This is a genomic window from Bradyrhizobium sp. 153 (assembly GCF_023073835.1).
GTDB lineage: Bacteria > Pseudomonadota > Alphaproteobacteria > Rhizobiales > Xanthobacteraceae > Bradyrhizobium.
Map to the genome: position 1 here is coordinate 1 of NZ_JADPKH010000119.1, position 17,130 is coordinate 17,130.

13 protein-coding genes are annotated in these 17,130 nt (G+C 63.9%); 4 read left to right on the top strand and 9 right to left on the bottom strand.

Translation table 11 applies throughout. The features are described 5' to 3' along the window. Positions 1 to 131 precede the first annotated feature (131 nt). Positions 132 to 1,523 (bottom strand): aminobacteriohopanetriol synthase HpnO, encoded by a 1,392-nt coding sequence (gene hpnO, locus IVA91_RS27410; protein ID WP_247278896.1) that lies wholly within the window; start codon positions 1,521 to 1,523, stop codon positions 132 to 134. 141 nt (positions 1,524 to 1,664) lie between these two features. Between hpnO and IVA91_RS27415 the strand changes: the two genes are divergently transcribed. Further along, positions 1,665 to 2,291, top strand: coding sequence for a DUF2147 domain-containing protein (locus IVA91_RS27415; protein WP_247278897.1), 627 nt, complete (start codon positions 1,665 to 1,667; stop codon positions 2,289 to 2,291). Here the strand turns inward: IVA91_RS27415 and IVA91_RS27420 are convergent. Then, positions 2,259 to 4,847 (bottom strand): MMPL family transporter, encoded by a 2,589-nt coding sequence (locus IVA91_RS27420; protein ID WP_247448576.1) that lies wholly within the window; start codon positions 4,845 to 4,847, stop codon positions 2,259 to 2,261. The two genes, IVA91_RS27415 and IVA91_RS27420, sit on opposite strands and share 33 nt — an antisense overlap. A 465-nt stretch (positions 4,848 to 5,312) precedes the next feature. Between IVA91_RS27420 and ispH the strand changes: the two genes are divergently transcribed. Together ispH and hpnH are read left to right on the top strand one after the other, a co-directional pair. Further along, on the top strand, positions 5,313 to 6,239 hold the full coding sequence (ispH, locus tag IVA91_RS27425) for a 4-hydroxy-3-methylbut-2-enyl diphosphate reductase (protein WP_247278933.1): 927 nt from the start codon (positions 5,313 to 5,315) through the stop codon (positions 6,237 to 6,239). A 35-nt stretch (positions 6,240 to 6,274) separates the two neighbouring features. After that, complete coding sequence (hpnH, locus tag IVA91_RS27430) at positions 6,275 to 7,432, top strand: adenosyl-hopene transferase HpnH (protein WP_247278899.1); 1,158 nt, start codon at positions 6,275 to 6,277, stop codon at positions 7,430 to 7,432. 78 nt (positions 7,433 to 7,510) lie between these two features. On the opposite strand, the gene IVA91_RS27435 is transcribed toward hpnH, so the two are convergent. The 6 genes from IVA91_RS27435 to IVA91_RS27460 all read right to left on the bottom strand — a co-directional run bounded on the left by IVA91_RS27435 (position 7,511) and on the right by IVA91_RS27460 (position 13,658). After that, a complete protein-coding gene (locus IVA91_RS27435; RefSeq protein ID WP_247278900.1) occupies positions 7,511 to 8,260 on the bottom strand; it encodes a phosphorylase in 750 nt (249 codons plus the stop codon). After that, complete coding sequence (gene shc / locus IVA91_RS27440; RefSeq protein WP_247278901.1) at positions 8,257 to 10,224, bottom strand: squalene--hopene cyclase; 1,968 nt, start codon at positions 10,222 to 10,224, stop codon at positions 8,257 to 8,259. Before shc ends, IVA91_RS27435 begins: the two co-directional genes overlap by 4 nt. Before the next feature lie 51 nt (positions 10,225 to 10,275). Next, on the bottom strand, positions 10,276 to 11,532 hold the full coding sequence (gene hpnE, locus IVA91_RS27445) for a hydroxysqualene dehydroxylase HpnE (RefSeq protein WP_247278902.1): 1,257 nt from the start codon (positions 11,530 to 11,532) through the stop codon (positions 10,276 to 10,278). Next, on the bottom strand, positions 11,532 to 12,371 hold the full coding sequence (hpnD, locus tag IVA91_RS27450) for a presqualene diphosphate synthase HpnD (protein ID WP_247278903.1): 840 nt from the start codon (positions 12,369 to 12,371) through the stop codon (positions 11,532 to 11,534). Before hpnD ends, hpnE begins: the two co-directional genes overlap by 1 nt. After that, the gene (gene hpnC, locus IVA91_RS27455) at positions 12,361 to 13,245 is read right to left on the bottom strand and encodes a squalene synthase HpnC (protein WP_247278904.1); all 885 of its coding nucleotides are present in this window, start codon (positions 13,243 to 13,245) and stop codon (positions 12,361 to 12,363) included. The genes hpnD and hpnC overlap by 11 nt, the downstream gene beginning before the upstream one ends. A gap of 179 nt (positions 13,246 to 13,424) precedes the next feature. Then, the gene (locus IVA91_RS27460) at positions 13,425 to 13,658 is read right to left on the bottom strand and encodes a hypothetical protein (RefSeq protein WP_166817451.1); all 234 of its coding nucleotides are present in this window, start codon (positions 13,656 to 13,658) and stop codon (positions 13,425 to 13,427) included. Between the two features lie 448 nt (positions 13,659 to 14,106). On the opposite strand from IVA91_RS27460, the gene IVA91_RS27465 reads away from it, so the two are divergent. Then, the gene (locus IVA91_RS27465; RefSeq protein WP_247278905.1) at positions 14,107 to 14,604 is read left to right on the top strand and encodes a hypothetical protein; all 498 of its coding nucleotides are present in this window, start codon (positions 14,107 to 14,109) and stop codon (positions 14,602 to 14,604) included. Positions 14,605 to 14,723: 119 nt separating this feature from the next. On the opposite strand, the gene IVA91_RS27470 is transcribed toward IVA91_RS27465, so the two are convergent. After that, positions 14,724 to 17,087, bottom strand: coding sequence for an MMPL family transporter (locus IVA91_RS27470; RefSeq protein ID WP_247278906.1), 2,364 nt, complete (start codon positions 17,085 to 17,087; stop codon positions 14,724 to 14,726). Between the last annotated feature and the right edge of the window lie 43 nt (positions 17,088 to 17,130).

Below are 17,130 nucleotides of genomic sequence, written 5' to 3' on the forward strand. Positions count from 1 at the left end.
AACCACAGACCCCATCAGGCCTTGGCAGGACAAACTCCCAAGGCCTTCGCCGCTACCAAGACCACCGCGATCCAATCAGCGAATTATTGAACATCGACAGCAATGACGCGCGTTGAGACCGATCGGCGAAACTACGCCGACCGTCGCACCGCGTTGTCGACCAAGGTCTTGCCGAGCGACCAGATCGCGCCGGGGACCTTGTGGCTGCCGGCGATGACGTCGTCGAAGGCGCGCTCGATCCAGGTGCAGTCTTCCTCGGTGATGGTGAGCGGCGGCAGCAGCTTGATGGTGTGGCTGCCGTGGCCGGCGACCTGGGTCAGAATCTTGTGATCCTTGAACAGCGGCACCGTGATGAGCTGGCAGAACAGGCCCTTGTTGGCGGTCTCCAGTACGTTCCAGGAAGCGCGAAGGCGCAGCGACTTCGGCGGGCCGAACTCGACGCCGATGATCAGCCCCTTGCCGCGGACTTCTTTCATCAGCTCGTAGCCGGGCACCATGCGCGTCAGCGCGAGGCGCAGTTCGGCGCCGCGCTTGGCGGCGGACTCGATCAGCTTGTCGGACTCCATGACGTCGAGCGTGGCGATGCCCGCAGCCATGGCGAGGTCGTTCTTGGAGAAGGTGGAGCCGTGCACCACCGCACGATCCATCTGGTTGAAGATCTTGTCGAAGATGCTCTTGCGCGTCAGCACCGCGCCGACCGGCACGTGGCCGCCCGACAGCGACTTCGACAGCAGCACCATGTCGGGCTCGACGTTCCAGTGCTCGACCGCAAGGAAGCGGCCGGTGCGGCCCATGCCGGTCTGGATCTCGTCGGCGACGAACAACGTGCCGTATTTCTTGCAGAGCGCGGCCGCGCCGGGCAGGAACTCGTCGGTGGGCATGTTGACGCCCTTGCCCTGGATCGGCTCGACGACGAAGGCTGCGACCTCGCGCGAGGCCAGGGCCTTTTCGAGCGCGGCCAGATCGTTGAACGGGATCGGGGTGCAGCCCGGCAGCAGCGGCTCGAATCCGGTGCGGAAGTTCGAATCACCCGTGAGCGACAGCGCGCCATAGGTCAGGCCGTGATAGCCGTGGGCGCAATAGACGATGCCGGGCCGGCCGGTCGCGCCGCGCGCGAACTTGATCGCTGCTTCGACGCATTCTGCGCCGGAATTGGCGAAGAACGCCTTGTCGAGATAAGGGACGTACTTCAAAAGCCGCTCGGCAAGCACGCCGGCGAGCACCGAGACATCGAACTGGACGAGATTGGGCAGGTCCGCGTCGAGCACGCTCTTGAGCGCCTCACGCATGACGGGATGATTGCGCCCGATCGCAAACACGCCGAACCCTGACAAGAGGTCAAGATAGCGCGCGCCATCGCGATCATAGAGGTACTGCCCCTGCCCTTTCTGGAACCCGACATCGTATCCGATGGTCTTCAGAACCCGAACGAACTGCTCGTTCAGATACCGATTATGCAGGGCGCTACGCTGGGCCTGACGGTCCGCGAAGAGCTCAGACATGTCTGGATTTGGACTGTGCATCCGCTACATACTTCGGTTGAGGGCCGTCTCGTCAACTGAAAACGGACCGCTGTCGAAAACGCTCTGTGCGGCCTTTTGCCCTTTTTCGGACCATCTTCGCAAGCACAGCTTTAAGCGATGTTGCACTGCCAAGGAACTATCATGCGTTTAGCCCTTTACACCGGAATAATACTGGCTGCCGGTTACACCTGTCCGACCCCCGCGCTCGCCGCAGACCCGACCGGCGACTGGCGGGTCGCCGACGGCGTCGCCAACATCCGTGTCGCCCAATGCAACGGCAGCATGTGGGGTGCCGTGTCCTGGGAAAAGCAGCCTGGCGGCCGCGACGAGAACAACCCGGATGTGTCGAAAAAGAACAGGCCGACGCTGGGCATGGCGACCCTGATCGACATGAAGAAGAAGCCCGGCGTCGATCAGTGGGAGGGACAGGTCTACAACGCGAAGGACGGCCAGCTCTACAGTGCAACCATCACGCCGGCCGGTACCGACCAGCTCGAAATCAAGGGCTGCGTGATGGGCTTCCTCTGCGGGGGCGAGACCTGGACCCGGGTTGGTCCGCCGATCCCCTTGAGCCCCGCCAACGCCATGGCCAGGGGCGCGCCGAAGTCCAGCGGCGCGGCACCGAAGGCCCAGGGAACGACGGGCGCCACAGCACCTGCCCCCGCTGCCCCGAAGGCCGTCGGCGCAGCCAAGGCCGGTCAGAAGGGCGCCGCCGACCCGATCGGCGACATCTGCCTACTCCCTGAGATTGCGGGGTTTGCCCATTAGGGCCGGCTGGAACAGCAGCACGGCGGCAAGCGTCGTCACCAGGGAGAGTGCGAGCAGCTTGCCCATGCTGGACGTGCCGGGATGGCTGGACAGCCACAGGCTGCCGAACGCGGTCGCCGTTGTCAGCGCGCTGAAGAAGATCGCGCGTGTCAGGCTGGTCTGGAGCAGGTTCGTCCTGCCCGAGCGCCACGCCACGACGTAATAGATCTTGAAGGCGACGCCGACGCCGAGCAGCAGCGGGAATGCGACGATGTTGGCGAAGTTGAGCGGCAGGCCGATCAACACGCAGATCTCGAGTGTCACCGCGCCGGCAACCAGGAGCGGCACCAGCGTCATCAGCACGTCGACGAACCGGCGTAACGTGACCCACAAGAGCAAGCCGATCACCAGCAGCGCATAGATGCCGGCATGGATGAACGCCTTCACCACGGTGTCGCCGGATTTCAGGATCGAGACCGGCCCGCCGATCGCGGTCGGCTCGGCCGCGAGCACTGCGGCGGCAAATTTGCGCAGGGTGTCGTTGTCATTGGGGTCGCCCTTGGGCAATGCCTCGACGCGGATGATGCCGTCCTTGCTCTTCCAGGCGCTGACGAGATCCGGCGGCAGTGATTTCAGGGTGACCGGCTCGGCCTGCATCGCGTTCCTGAGCTGGTCGAACACGATCTTCATCGGCGTGACGAACACGTCCTGCGCCTTGTTGCGCGTGGCCTCATCGGAATTGGCGAGCTTCTCGAGCGCGTCCGCCAGCCGGCGCGAGGCGGCCGCACCCGGGCCCTTCGCATCCCCCGCGGTCCGGCGCAGATTGTCAGCCGAGGATTTCAGCGATTCGAGGTTCTCCTGATCGGAGGGAGCCGCATCGATCTGGTCGGGATTGAGCGCGGGATTCAGCACCTTGGCGCCCTGCGCGAGCAGCTTCAGCTTCGGCGGCTGATCCTGCGGCACGAAGCTGTCGAGTGACATCACCCGCAGCACCTCAGGCACCTTCTCCAGCTTGGCTTCGACCTGCCTTGCCTGCTCCTCCGACGTCGCCATCACGTTGATGGCATTGGCGCCGGTGTTGGGATCCTTGCGCAAGTCGAGGAAGGTCGCGATGGATTCGGCGTGCGGGTTGCGCAGATTCATCGGATTGAAGTCGAATTTCATGAAGTAGAGCAGCGGCAGGCCGCCGAGCGCCAGCAGCAGCGTGCCGCCGACGATCAGGACGCGGTGCTTTTCGAGGAAGTGATCGAGCGGCGCCAGGAAGGCGTAACCGACCGGCTCCGGTTCGCCGGGCGGGTTCAACAGCTTCAACAGCGCCGGCAGCACGGTGATCGAAGAGATGAACGCCACCAGCATACCGACGCCGGCGATCTGGCCGAGCTCGGAGATGCCCTTGTAGTCGGTCGGCATGAAGCAGAGGAAGCCCGCGGCCGTTGCCATCGCCGCGAGCGACAGCGGCACCGCCGAGCGCTTGGCGGCCAGCACCAGCGCGCCCGAGAGATTGTCGTGCTTGTAGCGCTCGGATCGGTAACGGACGCTGTACTGGATGCCGAAATCGACGCCGAGACCGACGAACAGCACCGCAAACGCGATCGATAGCAGATTGAGAGAGCCGACCATCATCAGGCCGGCCGCGGTCGTGATCGCGAGGCCCACGAAGAGGTTGACGAACACCGCGAAGATGATCTTCGCCGAATGCAGCGCCAGCCACAGGATGAGCAGCACGACGAGGACCGTGCCGATGCCGTTGACGACGGCGCCTTCCTGGACGGTCGCGTATTCCTCGTTGGCGATCGGGACCGGGCCGGTCAGCCGCACCCGCGCCTGGTATTTGGTGGGGAAATCCAGATCCGCTGCGGCCTTGCGGATTGCATCGGTGGCGCCCTTGCCCGGCTCCAGCGCGTTGTAGTCGAGGATCGGCTTGAACTCGATGAAGGCGCGCTTGTCCGAATCCTTCAGCGGCTCGTCGCTGACGAGCTCGCGCCAGGAGAAGCTGGCATTGCCCTTGTTGAGCACGGTCTCGACCGTCTGCGCGATCAGGTTGAAGGGCCGTTCCGTGCTGTCGAGCTTGACCTGGCCGCGCTTGACGCCGGCAAGTCCGGTCTCGAGCGCGCCGGTCAGGCCGCGGATCGAGGGGTCGCCCGCCATGATCTCGATCAGGGGCGCTGCGGATTCGAACTGACCGGTAATCTTGCCGACCTCCTCGGTCGGCAGGAACAACAGGCCGTTCTTCTCGAAGAACTCGCCGCTGCCGAGCTGCTGCATCGACTGGAAGTTGGTCTTGTCGTCTTTCAGCTTGGCAAAGAGCGCGTCCGCCGCGGCGCTCGCCATTTCGGGCGTCTTGGCCTCGACGACCGCCGTGATAGTCGCGTCGCGGTCGAAGGCGCGGTCGAACTGCTGGTCGCGCTGGCGCCAGTCGAGATTCTGGGCAATCAGCGAATTGATGTCGGTGTTGATGGCGAAGTGGCGCGCAGCGTAATAGCCCGCTCCCACCGACAGCAGGAGCCCGAGAACGACGACGAGGGAGGCAAACCGGGTGCAGGCCCTGACAATGGCAACGACTACGCTTTGCAGCACTTCTTTTCTTTCTGCGGTTAACAGCTTGCCGGAAACGCCCGCTGTTTATCGGAGTTCCCGGGCGAAACCTATTGCTGTTTTGAGTGGCTCTCGCCGGGCGAAGGTTCGAGGTAAACGGCGGAGGAGCGTGGCAAAAATGATGCGGGGCGGTCGGTATAACCGGGGAGTTGAGGCGGGAAAGTGACGAAAGAGTGAGCACCGTGCCGCATCTCGCTCACCGTGAATCACTCTACTATAATACCATAGAATGGGATTTTGTCGGGAACCCTAGGTTCATTCAGCCTTCCCTTGCTGCCGATTTTTTGACACAAAGTATTGCGCCTCCATGCGCCGGAGCCCCAAACGGGGAGTGGCGGCTACCGCGTGCGCAAGACCGATGGTGCGGTTATTGCAGCTCGTTGGTCACTATCGGGTGCTGTCGGGAACTTTGAAGTGGATTGGTGCAACTTGCGTGATGGACGTCCAATGGAAGTTTATCTGGCGCAGCCGCGCGGCTTCTGCGCGGGCGTGGTGCGTGCGATCGAGATCGTGGAGCGGGCCTTGGAAAAGTACGGCCCGCCCGTCTACGTGCGCCATGAGATCGTGCACAACAAATACGTGGTCGAGAGCCTGAAGAACAAGGGGGCGATCTTCGTCGAGGAATTGTCCGAGGTGCCGCCGAAAGCGGTGACCGTCTTCAGCGCCCATGGCGTCGCCCGCAGCGTCGAGGAAGAGGCCGCCGCGCGGGACCTTCCGGTGCTGAACGCCACCTGCCCCCTGGTCACGAAAGTTCACAATCAGGGGAAGCGCTACATCACCAAGGGACGCACGCTGATCCTGATCGGCCATGCCGGCCACCCCGAGGTCGAGGGCACGATGGGCCAGGTTCCCGCTCCCGTGCTGCTGGTTCAAAGCGTTGAAGAGGTTAAGGCGCTGACGCTGCCGGCGGATACGCCAGTGGCCTACATCACCCAGACCACCCTGTCGGTCGACGACACCAAGGACATCATCGCGGCCCTTCAGGCCCGCTTTACAGATATTCAAGGTCCGGATATCCGGGATATCTGCTATGCGACACAGAACCGCCAAACTGCGGTAAGGGATTTGAGCAAGCTGGTCGACGTGATCTTGGTGGTTGGCGCTGCCAACAGTTCGAACTCGAACCGGCTCCGCGAAATCGGCACTGAAGCCGGCGTCGCGAGTTATTTGATTTCCGACGGCAGCGAGCTCAATCCGGAGTGGTTGAAGGATGCCAGGACTGTTGGCGTCACGGCCGGCGCATCGGCGCCCGAGGTACTCGTGGATGACGTGATCGAAGCGATGCGGCGGATCGGACCCGTGAAGGTCTCGGTGTTGCCGGGTCGCGAGGAAAACATCGAATTCAGGCTTCCGGCCCAACTGGCTGCGAGCTGACCCACCCGAATTCAAAGCCCAGAAAGAAACTTGTAATGGCCATCCCGTTCTTCAAGGAAATGCGTATCGGCGGCTATTTGCTCAAGCAGAAACTGCTTGGCCGCAAACGCTATCCGCTTGTGCTCATGCTGGAGCCGCTATTTCGCTGCAACCTCGCCTGCGTCGGCTGCGGCAAGATCGATTATCCCGACGCGATCCTCAACCGCCGCATGACGGCCCAGGAGTGCTGGGACGCCGCCGACGAATGCGGCGCGCCAATGGTCGCGATTCCCGGCGGCGAGCCGCTGATCCACAAGGAGATCGGCGAGATCGTGCGCGGCCTCGTCGCGCGCAAGAAGTTCGTCTCGCTCTGCACCAACGCGCTGCTGCTTGAGAAGAAGCTGGATCTGTTCGAGCCCTCCCCGTATTTGTTCTTCTCCGTGCATCTCGACGGCCTGCGCGATCACCACGACAAGGCGGTGTCGCAGAAGGGCGTGTTCGACCGCGCCGTCTCCGCAATCAAGGCGGCCAAGGCGCGCGGCTTCACCGTCAACGTCAACGCCACCATCTTCGACGGCCATCCGGCCGAGGAGATCGCGAAATTCCTCGACTTCACCGTCGAGCTCGGCGTCGGCGTCTCGATGTCCCCGGGCTACGCCTATGAGCGCGCGCCGGACCAGGAGCACTTCCTCAACCGCACCAAGACCAAGAAGCTGTTCCGCGACGTCTTCGCCATGGGCAAGGGCAAGAAGTGGAATTTCATGCATTCCGGCCTGTTCCTGGACTTCCTCGCCGGCAACCAGGAATACGAGTGCACGCCGTGGGGCATGCCCGCGCGCAACATCTTCGGCTGGCAGAAGCCCTGCTACCTGCTCGGCGAAGGCTATGCGAAGACCTTCAAGGAGCTGATGGAGACCACCGATTGGGACAGCTACGGCACCGGCAAATACGAGAAGTGCGCCGACTGTATGGCCCATTGCGGCTACGAGCCGACCGCGGCGACCGCAGCCCTCAACAATCCGCTGAAGGCGATGTGGGTGTCGCTGCGCGGCATCAGGACCACTGGCCCGATGGCGCCGGAGATCGACATGTCCAAGCAGCGCCCGGCTCAGTACATCTTCTCCGAGCAGGTCCAGAAGAAGCTCTCGGAGATTCGCCGCGACGAAGCTCTCGCAGCGCAGGAGAAGGCGACGAAGGCTTCGACGGCGGCTTGAGGCAGGCCAAGCAGTTAAGAGAAGGGCCCGGTCGCCAATGCGACCGGGCCTTTCTTTTCGTCAGCTCGAAGAAGCCGCTCAGGCCGCCTCTGAGACCAGGGTCTCGCTGCCGGCGACCTCGGTGCCGATCAGAAAGTCGCGGCAGCCGCGCAAGGATCGCAGCGCGCGGTTGAAGTCGAGGCCGGTCGAGACCAGCGCATGCAGCGTCGCCGGATTGCGCACGATGCCGCGCAGCACGGCCGGAAGGTCGATCTGGCCGTTCGGCTTAATGGCGGCGCGGGCGAGCGCCGGCAGCGCGCGATGGGCGGGGTCGCTGATGACGCGGACCGCGGCAAAGGGCAGCCCGGCCTCGGCGGCGTAGGCAGCCGCGATGTGGCTCTCCATGTCGACGGCCGCTGCTCCCGTCTCGGAATGCAGCGCCGCCTTGCAGGACCGCCCGGTGACCACTTCCTCGGCACCGGCGAGGCTACCGCGCACGACACGGCGGCGTCCCGAGGTCAGGCGATCGATGAGGTCGTCGCCGAGCGACAGGCCGGCGGCCCAGCGGGTGTCGCCGGACAGCACTTCGGTCGCCAGCACGACGTCACCGGAGCGCAAGGTCGGGTCGAGCCCGCCAGCCACACCAAACGAGATCACACCGCGAATCGTTTCGGGATCCACCACCGTCAGCAGGGCCCGCAACTGGGTCGGGCTGCTGGATGAACAGATGACCGCCATTCCGGGCCCGGCTGCAATGCGGGCCTCCTGAACCAAACCGGTCACGATCAGTATCGGCCGCGGGTCGATCGTATTACCCGCGGTAAGATAGTCCCCCGTCCCCAAAGTCACATTCCGACCCCTACCACCCTGCTGTTGGTGTTCCGCAAGTTCCGGTACCGCGCCAGTGCCCACAGCGGGAAGAACTTTGGGTAACCATGATATCGTAGATAGAACACGCGGGGGAAGCCTGTGGCGGTGTACCGCTGCTCGTCCCACAGTCCTTTTTTGTTTTGTGTTGCAATCAGGTACTCCACCCCGCGGGCGACGGCTGGGTGATCAACCTCGCCTGCCGCCATGAGGGCAAGCAAGGCCCATGCCGTTTGCGAGGCGGTCGAGGGCGCAGCCTCCCAGCCCTTGTAGTCCAGGCGATAGCTGACGGCATCCTCGCCCCAGCCGCCGTCCTCGTTCTGGATCGAGGCCAGCCAGGCCACGGCTTTGCGAATCGTGGGGTCCTTGTGGTCGACGCCGGCCATGTTGAGGGCACAGAGCACGGACCAGGTTCCGTAGATGAAGTTCATGCCCCAGCGGCCGTACCAGGACCCTTCCGGATGCTGGGTTTTCCGCAAGTAAGCGACCCCGTCGGCCACCTGCTTGCTGGTCTTCGCGGTCTCGCCGAGCTGGGCCAGCATCGAGATGCAGCGCGCGGTGACGTCCTCGGTTGGCGGGTCGAGCAGCGCGCCGTGGTCGGAGAACGGGATATTGTTCAGGTAATATTCGAGATTGTTGACGTCGAAGGCAGCCCAGCCGCCGTCGTCGCTTTGCATGCCCTCGATCCACTCCCGGCCGCGGGCGATCGCGGCGTCATAGCCGGTCGCGCCGTGCTCCCGGCGCATCCGGTCCATCGACATCACCACGACGGCGGTGTCGTCGAGATCGGGATAATGGGCATTGTTGTACTGGAAGGCCCAGCCGCCCGGACGCACGTTGGGCCGCTTCACCGCCCAATCGCCCTTCACTTCGAGCTCCTGCTTCGGGATCAACCAATCGAGGCCACGCTTGGCGGCCGGCACGGCTGGCGCGTTGCCAGCTTCCAGCAGCGCATGGGCCGTCAACGTCGTGTCCCACACCGGCGAGACGCAGGGCTGGCAATAGGCTTCGTCGTCTTTGATAACGAGCAGCTTGTCGATGCCCCGCCGCGTCGTCGCGCGTGGCGGATAATTCTCGTCCTTTCCGAGCGCGTCATACATCATGACGATATTAGCCATGGGCGGATAGATCGCGCCCATGCCATCCTCGCCGTTGAGCCGCTCCTCTGTGAAGGCGAGCGCCGCATCAATCGCGCGCTTGCGCAGGCTCTTGGGAAACATCGGCTCGATCACGCGCAGGATCGCATCGAGCGAGCGGAAGAGCAGGAACCAGGCCATGCTCTGGTGCGGCGCCTTCGCGGTCATGCCGATCGAACGCGGATCCTGCAGGAACAGCTCGTCGATGCCGACGCCCTTCGGATTCTTCGCACGCGGCTTCAGCGCGGCGATCACCATCAGCGGCACCATCGTTGTGCGCGCCCAATAGGAGATCTTGTTGAGGTGGAACGGCGACCAGAACGGCAGCAGCACGATCTCGATCGGCAGCACCGGCACCGCGCGCCAGGTCACGACGCCGAATGTCGCGAGCAGGAAGCGCGTGAAGACGTTGCTGTGAATCGCTCCGCCGCGGGCATGAATGGCCTCGCGCGCACGCACCATGTGCGGGGCATCGATGGAATCGCCGATCATCTTCAGCGCGAAATAGGCTTTCACGCTGGCGCTCATGTCGAACTCACCGTCATGCACCAGCGGCCAGCCGCCATGGGCACCCTGGACGCGACGCAGATAGTTGCCGATCTTGGCTTCGAGCAAAGTGTCGACGGGCTCGGCGAGATAATGGCGCAGCAGGATATACTCGGCCGGAATCGTGCAGTCGGCCTCGAGCTCGAACACCCAATGGCCGTCCGCTTGCTGGAAGCCGAGGACGCCTTGCGTCGCCGATGCAATGCTCGATTCCAAGATGCTTGGATCCAAGGCTTCGCGGCTGGTCGCGTTCACGGAATCCATGTCGCTCGATTGCTCCGATTGTCGATTGAAATTGACCGGGACATTTGCCCGTCAGGGCCGCTGTGCGGCGAGAATCAGATCGGCGGCGCGATCGCCCGACCGGACCGATCCCTCGATGGTTGCCGGCAATCCCGTAGCAGTCCAATCCCCAGCAAGGAACAGGTTTTTCAGCGCAGTGACCGGCGCCGGACGCAGGGCATTCTGCGCTGGCGTCGCGGCAAACGTGGCGCGGCGCTCACGCACGATCTGCCACGGAGGCAACTCACCGGACACGCCGCCGGCCTTGCAGACGTCGTTCCAGATCGCCTGCGCGAGTTCCTCGCGCGGCATGTCGACCAGGCGGTCGCCATTGCTGATGGTGACGGAAAGTCGGTTCGGGAACGCGAACAGCCACTCCACAACGCCGCCGATCACGCCGAGGATCGGCGCAGAGCCCGGCGGCGGTTCGAAGCGGAAATGCGCGTTCACGATGGCGCGGAATTCGGTGGGCGTCTTCAGGCCGGGCAGCAGGCTGGCGGCGGCGCGGGGTGGCACCGCCATTACGATGACGTCCCCCTCACTGAGCTCGATCACGTCCTCGCCGCCGAAATTCAGCGCGGCGACCTTGCCGTCATTGGTGTAAAACGAACGCAGCTCATGGCCGAGCTGAACCGTGTGGCCGCGCTCAGCCAAGAATTTCACAGCAGGCTCGATCAGGACGGCGCTGAGGCCGTCGCGCGCGATCAGGGGACGGCAGGCCTGCCCCCCCGCGAGCAGCGTCTCGCGCACGATCGCGCCGGCGAGCCCGGCCGAGCCCTCGGGCGGATCGACATTGAGCGCCGCCAGCAGCAACGGCTGCACCAGACGCTGATAGAGGATGCCCTCGCAAGGAATGGACTTGCCGACCAGTGTCTCCTCCGACGCCCAGATCAGCGGCGCCAGCTTGAGATAATCGCTCAGCCCGGTATCGGGCACCCGGCGGCTCTCGTCGAGGACCCAGGTCGGCAGCCGGCCATCGCCGAGATCGATCTGCCAGCGTTGCCCGGTCTTGATGTCGACGAAGGGAAACTGCGCGCGCTCGGGGCCGACAAGGCCGGCCTCGGTGCCGATCGCGCGCGCATAGGCACGCGCATGGCTGTTGCCCGACAGCAGCAGATGATTGCCATTATCGATGGTGAGATTGGTGGCGCCGTCGAAATAGGACCGGCAGCGGCCGCCGGCCTGGTGCGTTGCCTCGTGCACGGCGACCTTGAAGCCGGCATTGGCGAGCCGCACGGCGGCGGAGAGGCCGGAAATCCCGGCGCCGATGATATGAACTGTCTTTTGCATCAGATGAAAGCGTAACGGAGCAGGATCAGGATGCGTGTGATCTTCGACACACGCACCGGCGCGCGCGGCGCGTCGAAGCCGCGCGCCATCAGGAGGTCCAGAATGGAATGATAGTATTTCGACATGATCCGCGGCGCGCGCACCGCGCGGCGCTTGTTGCGGTTCATGATCTCGTCCGACTTCTCGAAATGCGATTTCGCGCGCTGCGCCAGCGGCAGACAGACTTTCGGCAGCGCGCGCTCGGCGATGACGCGGTTGGGATCGGTGGCGGTGATGCCGGCATGCAGCAGCGCCTCGCGCGGCAGATAGAGCCGGCCGAGGCCAGCGTCCTCATCGATGTCGCGCAGGATGTTGGTGAGCTGAAGCGCGCGGCCGAGATGATGGGCAAGCAGGATACCGTCTTCTTCAGGCAGGCCGAACACCCGCACCGACAGGCGCCCCACGGCGCTGGCGACACGATCGCAGTAGAGATCGAGGGTCGCCATATCGGGCGCGCGGATGTCCTGCGGCACGTCCATCTCCATGCCGTCGACGATGGCAAGGAAGTCCTCGCGCTTCAGCCCGAAGGTCTTCACCGAGGCGACGTAGTCCTTCAGGCGCGGCGGCGGATTGCCCTGATAGAGCGCATCGATGTCGTTGCGCCACTGCTGAAGCGCGGCAAGCCGCTCCGCGCGCGGGCCGTCAGAATCGGCGATGTCGTCGACCTGGCGGCAGAAGCTGTAGATCTGGAACATCGCTTCGCGCTGATCATGCGGCAGGATGCGCATCGCGGCGTAGAAAGAGCTGCCGGATGCGGTCGAACCATAATTGGCGCCGGGCGAGGTCGCCTCAAGCGTCATGTGCAGTCCCCGGTCTGGAAATGGCCCTGCGTCCGATCGCGCGACGGCCGACTTCGCCAATCATCCCGGCGAGACTGAAGGCGAGCAGCTCGAGCTTGTTCAGATGCACGCGCTGGCGCAGGGGATCGCGCACCTTGAGCAGGCGCACGATGCGGTCGGCATAGGCCTGGATCACCGAAATGTCGACGCCCAGGCGGAAGTCCCTCACCTGCGCGCTGAGCGACTTGCTCTCGTTCAGCAGCGCTTCGTTACGCACGGCGAGCGCCTGAAGGCAGGCCAGCATCGCCGGCGGCGACTGCGTCAGCCCGAGCTGCTCGACGGAGGCGCCGCTCGCGGCCAGCGCATCGCGCGGCAGATAGACGCGGTTGAGTTCGCGAAAATCCTTGCCGCAATCCTGGAGGTGGTTGTTGATCTGGAGCGCCGCGCAGAGCGCATCCGAGGCAGCCCAGGTCGAGGTGCTCTCACCATGAACGTCGAGCATGAAGCGGCCGACCGGCATCGCCGAATAGCGGCAATAGTGGATGACCTCGTCCCAATTCTCGTAGCGCAGCTTGGTGACGTCCATGCGGAAGGCGATGAGCACGTCGAGCGCATGGCGCGGCGCCATGCCGCGCTCGGCCAGTGCACGGCGCAGGGTGACCGATTCGGCCTGGGTGTCGCCCCTGCCGAGCAGTTCCGCCTCGAGCAGGTCGAGATAAGCGAGCTTTTCGTCGGGCGGCAGCGTCGAATGGTCGGCGATGTCGTCGGCGGTGCGGACGAAATTGTAATACGCCAGAATCAGCGCGCGATGACGCGGATGAATGATCCAGGACGCGACGGGAAAATTCTCGTCGCGGTCACTCTTGCCGGATCGCAATTCGCTCGCAGAGGTCATCGAGGGCTGGTTTACAATCGGTTGGACAGGAAGGGCTTTTTCGCTCGCGCGGGCTCATGCCGGCGGCCCCCATATAGGGGAATACGGCCGCAAAACCAATCCTGTCTCTCGATGGCTGCCCCTTGCGGATCGCGCCGACAAAGGCGGCCCAGGCCGCCCTTGTCGGCCAGCGGCCGAGCTTACTGGTTGTGGTTCTTCAGGACCTGGTCGCAGGCCTGCGAGATCTTGGCCCGGTTCTCCTTGAGGCAGGCCAGGACGGTGAAATCGCCCTGGTCGATGACCGGACGGCAGAACTTCTGCACGTCGCGTGTGCAGGCCTTCTGCTCAGCGTCCGTGCCACGCCCTTGCTGGGCGAACGCCGCCGTCGAAAGAGAGGCCGACAGCAGGGTGAGAGCGACGAGAAGCTTACGCATTGTATTCCTTCATTCTGACGGCAGAATCGCACCGATCACGGGCTGCACAGGGCGGATGTCCGGCGCGGATTCTTCTGATGGCAAGTTGCCGCGGGAGTAGCGGGCTCAGAGAAGGCACAAGCACTGGCAAATGCGGCCAAATTGGCGCCACTTCCACCAAATCAGGTCTTCCCTGCGCCTTCATTGGCAGATGTAAGAGGCTGATACTACGAGATAATTCTGGAACATCGCGTTTTGGCTGGGATCTGTTGCAGAGCTGCATCTCTCCGCCTCGCTGTTTCGGTCAGAAACACACCGAAACACGGGGAATCGCGTTATTGCGCGTGGCACGAAGCACCATCTTCGGTGGTCACGCGTTGAACCTAGCACAGGCTCGGAACACTAAACTTTCGATGTGGCGAGACGTCCTTGTCTTGAATGGACGTCGTTCCAAAACGGGATATTTGAGATGACATTCTTTGGGCGATCTGGACAGGCAATCAAGGCGGTCGGCATCGGGGCTGCGCTGCTCTTCTCAGTGTCGGCAAGCCATGCTCAATCGTCCGGCCCATTTGCCGGTTTTGACGGCGCGTGGACCGGCACCGGCACGGTGTCGCTGTCCGACGGCTCCACCGAACGCATCCGCTGCAAGGCCGATTACAAGGTCGCCGGCAGCGGCCTCAACCTCAAGCAGGCGCTGCACTGCGCGTCCGACAGCTACAAGTTCGACCTCACGAGCGACGTGACGAGCCAGGGCGACCGCATCTCCGGCAATTGGAGCGAAGCCAGCCGCAACATCTTCGGCAACCTCCAGGGCACCGCCGGCGGCGGCCAGATCGACGTGTTCGTCGAGGCCAACGGTTTTGCCGCCAATCTGTCACTGCGCACCAACGGCACCAAGCAGACGGTGCAGATCTCTTCCAAGGGCGAAATCCGCGGCGTCAACATCACGATGACGAAGGGCTGACGTCCTTTCCGCTCACGAGCAACAAAGCCCCCGGCTCTCGCGAGCCGGGGGCTTTTTGTTGACATGGACATGCGTATGGCTGCTTGACGTCGAATACGAGACGGCCCGGGCCCTCCCGCTCAAATCGCCGGCTTGTCGCCCTGCAGCTTCGCGTGCAGATTGATCAGCCACATCGCCGTCGGCCGCAGGATGAAGAGGTCGGCGACGAGCGCCATCACCATCGAGAAGGCGCTGAGCCAGCCGAACAGCCGCAGCGACGGCAGGTCGGAGAACACGGTCACGACGAGGCCGCAGGCCAGCACCACCGTGGTCAGGATCAGCGCCGGGCCGACCAAGACGGTGGCGCGCTCCACCGCGAGCGCCGAGCCGACGCCCGGCTTGCTCTCGAGCCTCAGGCGGTTGAGGAAGTGGATGGTGGCGCTGAGGCCGAGGCCGAACGAGACGGTGAGCGCGACGACGCTGGCGAATTGCAGGCCCTCGCCCATCGCCCACAGCACCGTACCCGACATCACCACCGGGAAGATGCCAGGCAGGATGCAGGCCAACATCACGACCCAGGAGCGGAAGGCGAGGCCGATGAAGATCGCGACCAGCGCGAATTCGACGGTGAGGCCGCGGTTCAGCTTCTCGATCATGCTGGCCGAGTTGCGCGCCGCAATCGCAGCGAGGCCCGTCACCGCAATCTCGTAGCCGGGATGCTTCTTGCGGACGGCGTCGAGTTCGGAATCGAGCTTGTCGACGATCGGCAGCAGCTGGCTGGAATCCTTGTCCGGCACACGGCCGGCGACCACGACCGCGTCCTGCTCGGCGTCGATGAAGCGCCGCACCAGGTGCTCGGGGATGACGTTGACATATTCCTGCAGCGTCGCGACGTCGGCGCTGCCGGCCTTTTCCGCCAGCCAGCGGCGCAGGGTCTCGAGCGACCAGACGTTGCCGACACCGGCCGCCTTCTCCACGATCGCATGCACGTCGCCGATGGTCTGGAGCGTCTCCGGCGAATAGAGCGATTCGCCCTTGGGGAACGCGATCAGAACGTTGACCGGATTGGCACCGGTCAGCTTGGCGTCGAGCCGGTCGCTGGCGGCGACCGCCTGGCGCTTGTCCGGCACCTGATCGGCGAGCCGGTAGCGCGGCTCCAGATTGGCATAGATGACGCCGAGGCCGCCGACGAACAGCACCGCGATCAGGCTGAACAGGCCGGGACGGCCGACCATGCGCACCGCGATCCAATAGCAGAAATTGCGCAGCGCCTGGACGCCGGCATCGGCACCCTGGAACTTGACCGCAAAAACCTTCTCGTTGCGCACGAACAGCACGCCGAACACCGGCACCAGCGACAGCACCGCGACCAGCGCGATGATGGTGGCAGCAAGGCCCGCTTCGCCAAACTTGCGGATCAGGTCGGAGTCGGAGAATTGGAGCGCGATGAAGGAAATGCCGGCGGTGCCGTGCGTCAGCACGCAGGCCGGTCCCACCACCAGCACGGCGTTCTTGAACGCGGTGAACTTGTCCTGGCCTGCGATCAGCCGGTCGCGCGCGGCGAAGGTGAGCTGCATCGAGTCCGAGAAGCTGATGACCATGATGAGCGGCGTCATCACGTTCAGGAACATGTTAAGGTTGAAATTAGCCCAGCCGAGCGCACCGAGCGCCAGCAGGATCGCGATCATCGGCGGGAATGCCGCCGCGACCATGAACGAGATCTTGCGGAAGAAGATGATGGCGATGATACAGCCGGCGAGGATGCCGAGGATGTTGTAGGTGAGCCCGTCGCGTTCGACCGCGTTGCGGATCTCGAGCTGCATCACCGGCACGCCGGAGAGCTGCACGTTGAGCCCGGTGTCGCTAAGGTCCTCCTTCATCAGCGCGCGGATGTCGCCGACGGTCTTGGTCAGCTTATTGGAGCCGACCACCTCCGGATCGAGCGACAACACGATCAGGGCCAGCGTGCCGTCCTCCGACAACAGCTTGCCGCGGATGATCTCGTTGTTCTTGACGGTCTCGATGAACTTGTCATAGGCCGCGCCCTCGGGCAGCTCGGGCGGGAACAGCGCCGCCGGCAGCTTGCCCGGCGCCGGCGCCTGGCGCGCAGAGAACAGCGAGACCAGCCCGCGCGTGCCTTCGACCAATTGCAGGTCCGTGATGAAGTCCCGCAGCTTCTCCAGGTTGTTCCTCGCCAGCAGATCCTTGCCCTCAACCACGACGAGAACGTCGAACTCCTCGGCCGGGAACTTCTTGGTCACCTCTTCGTATTGGTGGAATTCGCGGGTGTCGGAGCGGAAGAGCTGCGACAGCGAATCGTCGATCTTGATCCGGTGAATGCCGAACACGGCGCCGACGATCAGCGCGAGCAGGACGATACAGGAAACGATCGGGGTCCGGACGGCGATCAGCCCGAGCCGTTCCAGCCCGAAGGCGATCGAGGACGTAGGTCCCTGCTCGACCTTGTCGACATGAACCTCATTCTCGCTGTGCTTTTCGAGCATGCCTTATCCAGTTCCTAAATCGGTTCGGTCTTGAGAGCTTATT